This window comes from Exiguobacterium sp. UBA3491, from assembly GCF_002377745.1.
Classification (GTDB): Bacteria; Bacillota; Bacilli; order Exiguobacteriales; family Exiguobacteriaceae; genus Exiguobacterium_A.
In genome coordinates this window covers 6816-17505 of record NZ_DFQK01000014.1, presented here as the reverse complement: position 1 = coordinate 17505, position 10690 = coordinate 6816, and the positions used below count along the sequence as shown (strand labels likewise).

Sequence of the window (10690 nt, the reverse complement as noted above, 5' to 3'; positions counted from 1 at the left end):
TTTTCCTGTAGGAGTGGCGTGTGACGCATCATTCTTTTGTTACGAGATAAGGGTGGCAGATCATCATTCTGCCACCCTTATCTTTGTAGAGACTGACTTTTGAATCAGTCTCATTTTTTAGGAATTGGCGTACAGGAGTTCTTCTTCTGTCGACGATTCTTGCTGGCGAGCAGGATCTTGAATTCGACCTGTCACTTCGGTCAGGAGACGGCGTGGCAAGAGACGGGACAAGGAAACCATGGCGCGGTTGCTTGCGCCTGGAACGACGACGCGGCGTCCTTTGAGCATCCCACGGTACCCGGCGAAGGCGACGAGGTGCGACGGCATACTCTTAAATGGTAGCGTGATGTTCGCTCGATCGAAGAAGTTCGTATCGGTCGGTCCCGGGCAGAGACAAGTCACACTGACACCCGAGCCGTCGACTTCTGTCGCAAGTGCTTCCGAGAACGACAGGACGTAGGCTTTCGTTGCATAGTAAACACTCATGTATGGTCCTGGCATGAAGGCAGCGACCGACGCGACATTCAAGATGCGTCCAAAGCCACGTTCGACCATTCCCGGTAAGAGACGTTTCGTCAAATCCGTCAAGGCGACGACGTTGACCTGAATTGAGTTAATGTCTTCTGTTGGATCGATTTCCGCAAAGCGTCCTGATGTAGCGAAGCCAGCGTTATTGAACAATAGATCGACCGTCAATTCTTGTTCCTCTAAGTACTGCACGAGACGATCAACGCTGTCGCTCAGTGATAAATCAGCAGCGAATACATAGACCTTGATCTGATAGCGTTTTTCAAGGACCTGTTGAAGCTCCTTCAATTTTTTCTCATTGCGGGCAACGAGGACACAATCGAAGCCATCTCGCGCCGCGAGGACAGCAAGATCGAGTCCGATTCCACCCGATGCACCGGTAATCAGTGCCGTTTTTCGTAACATAGGACATTCCTCCATTCAAAATCGTGAATCTGAGTCTAGTGTATACCATTCCATACCGTTCCCGCGAATCCTGTTTCATAAGCATTTACTTTTCTTATCACTGGTCCAACCAGTATGATAGAACAGTAGAGGGGAAGTGGAACAGATGAGGAAAAAAGTAACCGTCGCCTTGTTGCTCGCGACGTTTTTAGCCGCGATCGAGGGGACGATCGTCGCAACAGCAACACCTGTCATGGCGAGTGAATTGAACGGGGCGAAATTAGTCAGTTGGATCTTTGCCGGGTTCTTGTTGTTCATGGCGGTATCAACACCGATTTACGGCAAGATGGCAGATTTATATGGTCGAAAACGGGTTCTGTTATTCGGGATCGGCGTCTTCACCGTCGCTTCGTTAGCCTGTGGACTCGCTCAATCGATGGAGATGTTGATCGTTTTCCGCGCCGTTCAAGGAATCGGGGCAGGAGCTGTATTGCCGATTGCAATGACGATCATCGGTGATTTGTATACATATGAGGAACGAGGGAAAATCCAAGGAGTGCTCAGTGCCGTGTGGGGGATTTCGGGTGTCGCTGGACCACTCGTCGGTGGATTCCTCGTCGAATCGCTTTCGTGGCGGTATATTTTCTTACTAAACGTACCGTTTGCCTTATTATCGTTTTTCATGATCGTCGTTTACTACAAAGAGACGGTCAGGGAAACGGAGCGGAAAATCGATTACCGGGGTGCCTTATTGTTTGCGCTCGGGATGAGTGCGTTTCTGTACGGTTTATTGTCGGGCAGTGAGTCGGAGACGTTCTTGCGGCCGATCATTCTAGCGAGCTTTTTCATTAGTTTCGTATTATTGTTCACGTTTTATCGGGTCGAGAAAAAGGCGAGCGATCCACTCTTGCCACCAGCAGTCATTCGCCATCCGGTCATTCTCGTGATCAACTTAGCGGTCTTCTTTTCCGCCTGGGTGCTCGTTTCGATGTCAGCGTATATTCCGATTTTTGCCCAAGGGGTACTCGGGAAGAGTCCGACCGAAGCTGGTTTCATGTTGATGCCACTGTCGCTTTTTTGGACGCTGACCGCCATCATCGGTGGACGGACGATTGGTGTCGCCTCACCCCGGTATCGGACGATGACAGGAATGGGACTGCTGATCGTCGGTACAGTGATTTTATCGTTGATCACGCGCGAATCAAGTGATGTTTTCATCTATCTTGCCGTTTCGCTGATCGGAATTGGTTTTGGTCTCTCACAACCTGTCTTCATGGTCGTCCTGCAGACTTCCGTCGATTGGTCACTTCGTGGCTCAGCGACGGCCGTCAACTCGTTCTTGAGTACGACGGGACAGACGCTCGGTGTTGCGATCTTCGGTACGATCTTCAACCTATCCATCCTTCGTTCGTTTTCAGCGTCGGACACGCTCTCAGGGTACGCGATTGATCCATTTTTCCAATCGAGTACGGCAAAAACGTTCGGACAGGATGTGCAGTATGCGGCAGAAATCGCGTTATCACATGGATTACGTTACGTATTCATCGGTGGCGTTCTTTGTGCGATTCTTGCGTTCGCGATGACATGGCGTTTACCGAAAGTTCGACCTGACGATCCACGATCGTAATGAAAAAGCGAACCAGGATGATCATCATCCTGGTTCGCTTTTGTCATTAAGAAGATTGACTAGTGGCACTCTCACGCTGGGCGAGTTGTTCGCGAATATCGCGTTCGTTGCGTCGGAGGAACAATCCGATTCCGATCAATAGTAAAGCGGCACCGGTGATTTGAATCCATGTCAGCTTCTCATCGAACAGATAGTATCCGAAGATCATCCCCCAAACCGCTTCACCAAGAATCGTGATACTGACGATGCTGGCGCTGACACGGGCGAGCGCCCAGTTGAATAAATTGTGACCGAGTAACGTCGGGAAGACGGCGAGAAGAATATACAGCCACCAATCCTGTTGGAACGCAGCGACGAGATTCGTTGATTGAATCAACGATAATAAAAGCAGAACGATCGACGCCACGGCATAGACGCCGAACGAATAGAGGTTCGTCGAGACGCTTGTGCGGACGTGTTGACCGAGCAACCAGTAACCAGCGACTAAAATCGTTGCGAGCAAGGCAAGACCGTCCCCGATCAAGGCGCGCATGCCGACAGCGATATCTCCATAAGCGACGAGACCGCCACCAAATAAGGCGACAGCGACGAACAGGAGTGCTTTGCGCGACGGGTGTTGTTTGAAGAATAACGCGTTACCGGCCAGGACAAAAATCGGACTCGCGGTCACGAAGAGCGTCGAGCTCGCAACTGTCGTATAATCAAGAGAGAGGAACCACAGCCAAAAATGCCCGGCGAGCAAAACGCCACTTAATAGCATATGCCGGATCGTTGACGAACTGAGTTGCAACAGTTCCTTCAATCGAATGAGTGGGAGCAACAACAAGGTCGAAAACAACATGCGGTAAAAGGCGACAGCCTCGATCGGTGTCTCCGCCCACTTGACGAAGATTGCTGATGTTGAAATAAAGAATAAAGCCATGAATAACGTAAAATAGGGCATGGGTACCTCCACATGTCTGAAGTAAGGAAATGAGGGTGAAGCGTGTGCAATTGATCATTGCTGAAAAACCAAAACAAGCGGAAAAACTGGCAGCTCCGTATCCGTCCGTGAAGCGGGACGGCTACATTGAAATCAAACCATGTGACCGGTTTCCGCAAGGAGCAAAACTCGCCTATGCGGTCGGACACTTATGCGAACTGCAGGAGCCGGCGCATTATGACGCCAAATGGAAACGATGGAACTACGATCATCTGCCGATCATCCCGGAACGATTTGATTACCGACTGGCAAAAGGTAAGAGTAAACCGTACCAAGTCATCAAGAAACTATTGAATGAGCGGACGACGACTTCCATCATTATAGCATCGGATGCCGAGCGAGAGGGAGAGGCAATCGTCCGATTGATCTTACGTCTCGCGAACAACGCAAAACCACTGCAACGACTCTGGATTTCGAGTTTGACGCCTCAAGCGGTTGACCATGGGTTTGCGAATCTGCTTGATGGAAAGGAAACAGAAAACATCTTCCATGAGGCGATGAGTCGCGCTTGCGCCGATTGGCTGATCGGGATGAATGCGTCCCGTGCGTATACGACGTTACTGAAGAAGAAGGGCATCGCCGACGTTTTTTCCCTCGGACGAGTCCAGACACCGACGCTCGCACTGATCGTCGAACGGGAAAAACAGATCGAGAATTTCTTACCGGAGACGTACTACGAAGTCGAGGCGGATTTTACGCGATACAAAGGAAAATACATCAACGCAAAGAAACAGACGAAGCTGAGTGACCGGGAACAGGCACAAGCGATCGTGGATCGGACGAAAGGAACCGGAGTCGTCGCATCAATCGAAAAAAAACGTCAGACGGAACGTCCACCGTTTTGGTTCAGTTTGTCGCTCTTACAAACAGAAGCGAGCCGACGGTTTGGTCTCGGTGCAAAAGAGACGCTCGATATCGCGCAAAAACTCTATATCCGTGGTTGGATCAGTTATCCACGAACGGACTCTTCCTTCGTAACGAAAGAGGAGGCGGGACAGTTCCCGGTCATTCTTGATCGGTTACTGAAGCAAGCGGAATATAGTCCAATCAAGGATGTCCTGACGAAAAATCCAGCTAACGATAAACGTTACGTTAATCCGGCGAAGGTTAGCGATCACTATGCGATCATTCCAACAGAAGAAGCGGGTGCCGTCGCGAAGCTCTCCGGACGAGATGCGCAAGTCTACGACTTAATCGTTCGCCGTTTTCTTGCTGCCTTTGCACCGGACGCCGTCTCGGAGAAGACGGAAATCGTGACGACGCGTGAGATGGACCGTTTTTTGACGCGCGGCAGTCGGACGATTGATCCGGGCTTTAAACAGGTCTTACAAATCGAGTCAAAAGAAGTCGAATTGCCAGCCGTCGAACAAGGACAAGAGATGCCGATCAAAGGCTGTCGACTGCTCGAGAAACAAACGGAGCCGCCGAAACGCTATACGGAAGGGACGCTCATCCTCGGTATGAAAACAGCTGGTAAGTTGCTTGAAGACGATTTGCAAGCGATCATGAAGGAAGTCGAGGGACTCGGGACGGAAGCAACTCGTGCCGGGATCATCGACGGACTAAAACGGCGGGAATACATCAAACTCGTCAAAAAAGAGATTCATCCGACGCCAAAAGGTCGGATTTTGATTGATGCCGTGACGGGGAGTATTCTTGCTTCGCCAGAGATGACAGCGAAGTGGGAGAGCCGTCTCGAGCAAATCGGCAAAGGGGAGGCATCTGCTGCCCAGTTCATTGAACAGGCGAAGAAATTGTCGGAGCATCTCGTCGTCGATGCTAAACAACGAATTGAACAACTCGCCGTTGATCCGACACAAGTCAAAAGCAAGTCCCCGCGGGGTGCAACGAATCGTCCGGTCGGTCCCTGCCCACTGTGTCAATCAGCAGTGCTTGATCGTGGGAAGTTCTATGGCTGCAGTGGCTATCAAAAGAACAACTGTGGCTTTACGTTACCGAAAACGATCCTTGGTGCCCGACTGACGCAAACGGAAGTCAAAAAAGTACTAGCGGGTCAAAAAACAAAGCCACTCGAGATGAAAAAGAATGCGCGCCAGTTTAAGGCGATGCTATATCTCGAACGCGATCAATTAAAATTCGAATTCACGAAAGGGGAAGACTGATGCAATACGAACTGATTCAAAATCAAACGTTTCGTCCTGTCTTTGAACGACTGTTACAAGAAGGGCGCCGCTTGACGGTCTGGTTTCCGGACCATATTGAGGTACAGTCGGCAGAAGGACTGGTCGAAGAAGCAGAAGAACTTTTTGGTGTGACTGCGGAAGTGATCGATGATCCACAATCATTCGGCAAGCATATCCTGCTTCCGTACTTGACGGAAGTCGAGCACCGGGAAGATGGATTCATCCGCTACGAAGCTGAGTTGACGGAAGAGTTACGCCAACTCGTACGCGAATTGACGTTACCGATGCTGACGGAGGGCGACTTCGAAGTGTTGTATTCATATCAAATTGATACGGAGACGGAACGCTTCTTCGTTGAAGACTGGTTCCAAGCTGACTTGCAAAAACTACCTAACTAGGTGAAACTTTCTTGAAGAGGATGACGTAGGATAAGTGATCGTCATCATTCTATTCATTTGGAGGGTTCACTATGTTCACAGTAGCATTCATGGAAGGCGAACTGGGAGGCGACGGCTTCTTCTCGGGCATGCCGATTTTCATGGTCGGATTTTTTGTTCTCATCATCGGGTTCATTCTGTTTGGAGTCATCTCTGCAGCCTCAAAGGGAATCTCAACGAATTCATTGACGCAACAACTGCGCGAGTATGCGGCGCGTCTCGTCAGTCCGAATGAATCGGATGCACTGAATTACGTCGCTTACTTAGAAACGTTGACAAGTTTTCCGGTTGAAAAGACGAATCTCGAACCGTTCCGGATTGCGACCGGCATCTTAAAGCTTGTCCAAGGAACGGATCAGATTTCCGAAGCGACGAAAAAACAAGTCGTCGCCCAGTACTTACGGCTCGGTATTTTGGATGCGGATCATTTAGCGGACGAACAGCCGGTCCGGAGCCATAGCCATCACCATCATCATTAAAAAAGGGTCCTGAGGGGCTCTTTTTTTGTTGAAAACGATCGAATCGTGACATCTAATTGTCATATACAACGATTTAGATTAAAGTTGTATGAAATTGAAATCTTTTTGAGCAGAATGCTGTGTATCGATTGAAAAAAGTTTACAATGAATGGACGGGAATACCTTTATTGCTGGAGAATGATAAAGGGAAAGGAGTTGAATTCCTTTAATGAAAACATGGCTGAATCGAACGATTGGACGGCAAATCATGTCTGCGTTTTATGTGATTTTTCTGACACTGCTGCTAACGACAGGTGGTGTCTACCTATATACGAAACAACAGGTGGATGAATCACGCCAACAATTAAAGATGTTAAACGAACATCGGACACGGGCGACCGATTTGTACGAATCATGGCAAAGCATGCAGTACGAGATGCGTGGCTTCGTCTTGCTTGGTGACGAAGAGATGTTAAAAGAAATCGAAGCAAAGAAAAATGGCATCAATCAACAAACGACTTGGTTCGAGCGCAATGCACGCTTCAAAGAAGAACGGCAGTATGCAACGGACGCACGGGAACTCTATACAGCGTATACCCAACGCGTCATGCCGAGCCTCGTCAATTATGTCGCGGCGAAAAAAGACGGCAAAGTGACGGAACCGTTCTTGAAGATGCCGACGCTTGGAAAGGTCACGAAATCAAAACCACTCGATCCACAGCGGAAGTTCAACATCAAGACGAAGAGTGCAGCTGATATGAGTTCAAGTATCGTTGATATGGAGACGGTCTTCACAAAATATCGTAATTCCTTAAACGATCAAGAGATGGCGGCGCAAGAGCAGCTTGGTAAACAAGTCAACTCGTCGCAAATTCTCGGAGCCGTCAATATTGCAATCCTCTTATTGATTACTCTCGTTTTCGTCCGACCATTCGTCCGCCGCTTGACGCGTCAGTTGCGTCAGTTGAACCGGGAAAGTGGACGACTCGCTAAAGGTGAGGATGCGACACCGATCGTCATCACGAATCGTCAAGATGAGATTGGTGAGTTGACGACGACGTTCAACCAGATGGCAGCCGCCATTTCCGGGCAAAAACATCAACTCGTCGCAAGTAACGACGAACTACAAAGTCAACAGGAAGAATTAATTGCCCAGCAAGAAGAACTTCAATCGCAACAGGAAGAACTCGAAGAAGCACTCGACATCACGTTACGTAACGAGACCCATTTGCGTTATCGCAATGAGTTGACCGAGACACTTGCGTCTCGCGAAACGTTGACGGCGTATCCGGCGATCATCGAAAAATTGATTACGATTACCGATGCGGAGCTCGGAGCAATCGTCTTCCTAGAGCAAGACCGCTATACGGATCTCGTCTCTTACGGGATGACGGCAGCTCAGGAGCACCAGTTATTACATGCTTCGACGTCATTACTCGAACGCACACGTCAAAACAAGCGTGCTGTTCGCTCGACAAAACAAGTCGCGAGTCATCATCCGCTCCCATATCCGTACGCGATGTACGAAATCGTCGTACCGGTGATGGATCCAGCGACGAACACAATGATTGCAAGCATTTATCTCGTCCGTTACCGGGATGCCTTTACGGAAGAGCAGACGAACGAAATCTGGTCGTTCTCCCGTCAATTGGCACTCTCCTTGCTCCGGATGCGTGTCTTTGAAGAAGTCGAACGAGAACGGGAAAAGACGTCCAAACTTCTCCATTCGATTCGGGAAGCGGTCATCTATATCGAAGGAGAGACGATTTTTGCCAATAAACCATTGCTCGCTTTATTCCATCATCCTGCGCACGATCAAGTGGCGGAAGAAGGATTGATGACGCTCGACGTCAAAATCGAAGAGTTGGCAGTGCAAGTCGATCAACATGAGGCGTTCTTAACCTACATGGATCATGTCTGCAGTCAGGAAATTCCGACGGAGAGCTTGGCGTTGTCCTTAAACAAGGAAGAGCGATTTGTCACGCTGTATGCAGAGGAAATTCATTACGGTGGTTGTTTCCGTGGCACGATGCTCGTCTTACGTGACGTGACAGCAGAGACAGCAATCGACCGGATGAAATCGGAATTTGTCTCGACCGTCTCGCATGAGTTACGGACACCGCTTGCCTCGATTTACGGCTACACGGAATTAATGCTCGCGCGCGACGTCCAGGAATCAAAACGTCAACGGTATCTCGAGACGATTCATGCAGAAACCGAACGGTTGACGAACCTCGTCAACGACTTCCTCGATGTCCAGCGCATGGAATCGAGTCAGCAACAATATGACTTCAAACCGCTTGATTTGACGAAAGTCATTCAGGAAACGGTCGAGTTCCATACGGCTTCGGCAAAAGATCACGAGCTAGTCCTTGATTTTGAAGAAACGACGACGGGGCGGATTCATGCTGACGAACAAAAAATGCGTCAGCTGTTCACGAACCTGATCAATAATGCAATCAAGTATTCACCGGATGGTGGTCAAATCACGATCACGATGCGTCAAGTCGAAGATCGTGTACAGCTGAAGATCGAAGATGAGGGAATCGGCATTCCGCGTCACGCGTTACCACAACTGTTTAGTAAGTTTTACCGAGTCGATAATTCGGATAGTCGAAAAATCGGCGGTACCGGTCTTGGTCTTGCGATTTGTCAGGAAATTGTTCGTTCGCACGAAGGGATGATTCATGTCGAATCAACAGAAGGTGTCGGGTCCGCGTTCATCGTCGAACTACCGATCGTCCAGTCCGTCGTACCGGTCACGGAATCGGCAGATGACTGTTAATGTCAAAAGCGTTCTTTGATTTTTTAATCAAAGGGCGTTTTTTTGTTGGTTTCATCTGCAAAACGGGAATTAACTACTATCAAATAGAAAGGAAGTGAGGAGATGCGGCGAAGCAGATGGCCTTGTTAAGTCCGACGATCACTCATGCTTTGGATCCTGATCGAAGCTAGTAGTTCGTTCATTCCAGCTTATGTGATTGAGCGCTTTTACTGGGAAGACCGGGGAATGAGCATTGCCGACGTCGTCATCGCAGAAATCGTCTTTGCTTGGGTGATGTTGATTGGTGAGGTCCCGTTCGGTTTGTTATCCGATCGGTGGGGCAGAAAGCCGTTCATTCTGGCTGGTTTCGTATGTGAGTGGTTATCGTTTACGGTGTTGCTTGAAGCCTACTCATTACCTGCCTTCCTCTTGGCGATGGTCCTTGCCGGCATCGGTGGCGCAGCACTTAGTGGAGCGCTTGAAGCCCACGTCTATGAAACATTGCGAATGCAAAGGATAGAAGAGCGATTCGAGCCGGTCTGGCGACTGATTTCAATCGGTGGTTTATTGACGTCTGGACTTGCGGCACTCGTCGGGAGTTACGCCGTGCGATCGGTAGACTTGATTTGGCACTATCACGTGTCCTGGTGGGTATTGCTCGGAACAGTACTGCTGACGTTTTTCTTAAAGGAAGCATCGCGAGAACAAGACGGAGAGACGAGTTCATTAAAGACATTGCTAAACGGTTTTTCGTTTCGACGCGTCTACGTCCGAATTCTTTGTCTTGTCTTGTTATACGGGGCGACGATTGATTTCGTCGATGAGTTTTGGCAACTTTATCTACGGGATCAAACGATACCGATGGTCCATTTCGGATTCGTTTTCGTGTTATTTCAAATCATGCAGGCGACCGGCGCGTCCTTATCTCGGTTCCGATCTCCGGTCGGATGGGCGATGATCTATATCGTGTGTTTTACCGGATTGTCGGTTGCCTCTCCGCTCGTCAGTATCGGGTTACTCGGAACGCTGTACTTGTGCTATGGCTGGGCTGAGCCTTATTTGACCACTATCATCCAAGAAGTTGCGCCGCCAAATGGACGTGCAACGTTTACGTCGCTGATCTCAGTCATTGAACGGTTAGCTGTGCTTGGAACCGGTACGCTGTTCGTCTTCGTCGAACGTGTCTTCTCGCTTCAGATGACCTATGCCGCGCTCGGTCTCGTCTCACTTATGCTGCTTCTGTTGTATAGTGTGACTCGAATGCGTCAGAACTGAATCAAAAAAAGGGGCTGACTCAAAAGTCAGTCTCTACAAAGATAAGGATGGCAGAATGATAATCTGCTATCCTTATCTCGTAACAAAAAGA

Annotated in this window: 8 protein-coding genes; 6 read left to right on the top strand and 2 right to left on the bottom strand. The window is 49.2% G+C overall.

Going from position 1 to position 10690, the window contains the following annotated elements; all coding sequences use genetic code 11:
* Window positions 1-117: 117 nt before the first annotated feature.
* Complete coding sequence (locus B4F99_RS04930; RefSeq protein ID WP_023467637.1) at window positions 118-933, bottom strand: SDR family NAD(P)-dependent oxidoreductase; 816 nt, start codon at window positions 931-933, stop codon at window positions 118-120.
* Window positions 934-1078: 145 nt separating this feature from the next.
* Between B4F99_RS04930 and B4F99_RS04925 the strand changes: the two genes are divergently transcribed.
* A complete protein-coding gene (locus B4F99_RS04925) occupies window positions 1079-2539 on the top strand; it encodes an MDR family MFS transporter (RefSeq protein ID WP_058712922.1) in 1461 nt (486 codons plus the stop codon).
* A 46-nt stretch (window positions 2540-2585) separates the two neighbouring features.
* On the opposite strand, the gene B4F99_RS04920 is transcribed toward B4F99_RS04925, so the two are convergent.
* Window positions 2586-3482: a DMT family transporter gene (locus tag B4F99_RS04920; protein ID WP_290755732.1), complete on the bottom strand. Its 897-nt coding sequence runs from the start codon at window positions 3480-3482 to the stop codon at window positions 2586-2588.
* Window positions 3483-3526: 44 nt separating this feature from the next.
* On the opposite strand from B4F99_RS04920, the gene B4F99_RS04915 reads away from it, so the two are divergent.
* The 5 genes from B4F99_RS04915 to B4F99_RS04895 all read left to right on the top strand — a co-directional run bounded on the left by B4F99_RS04915 (window position 3527) and on the right by B4F99_RS04895 (window position 10599).
* A complete protein-coding gene (locus B4F99_RS04915) occupies window positions 3527-5644 on the top strand; it encodes a DNA topoisomerase III (protein WP_290755731.1) in 2118 nt (705 codons plus the stop codon).
* Window positions 5644-6063, top strand: coding sequence for a hypothetical protein (locus tag B4F99_RS04910; protein WP_290755729.1), 420 nt, complete (start codon window positions 5644-5646; stop codon window positions 6061-6063). Before B4F99_RS04915 ends, B4F99_RS04910 begins: the two co-directional genes overlap by 1 nt.
* Before the next feature lie 71 nt (window positions 6064-6134).
* The gene (locus B4F99_RS04905; RefSeq protein WP_290755727.1) at window positions 6135-6581 is read left to right on the top strand and encodes a hypothetical protein; all 447 of its coding nucleotides are present in this window, start codon (window positions 6135-6137) and stop codon (window positions 6579-6581) included.
* 208 nt (window positions 6582-6789) lie between these two features.
* Entirely contained in the window at window positions 6790-9345 is a 2556-nt protein-coding gene (locus B4F99_RS04900) for a sensor histidine kinase (RefSeq protein WP_290755725.1), read from the top strand.
* A gap of 144 nt (window positions 9346-9489) precedes the next feature.
* Window positions 9490-10599, top strand: a complete 1110-nt coding sequence (locus B4F99_RS04895; protein ID WP_290755723.1) for an MFS transporter — start codon at window positions 9490-9492, stop codon at window positions 10597-10599.
* Window positions 10600-10690 lie beyond the last annotated feature (91 nt).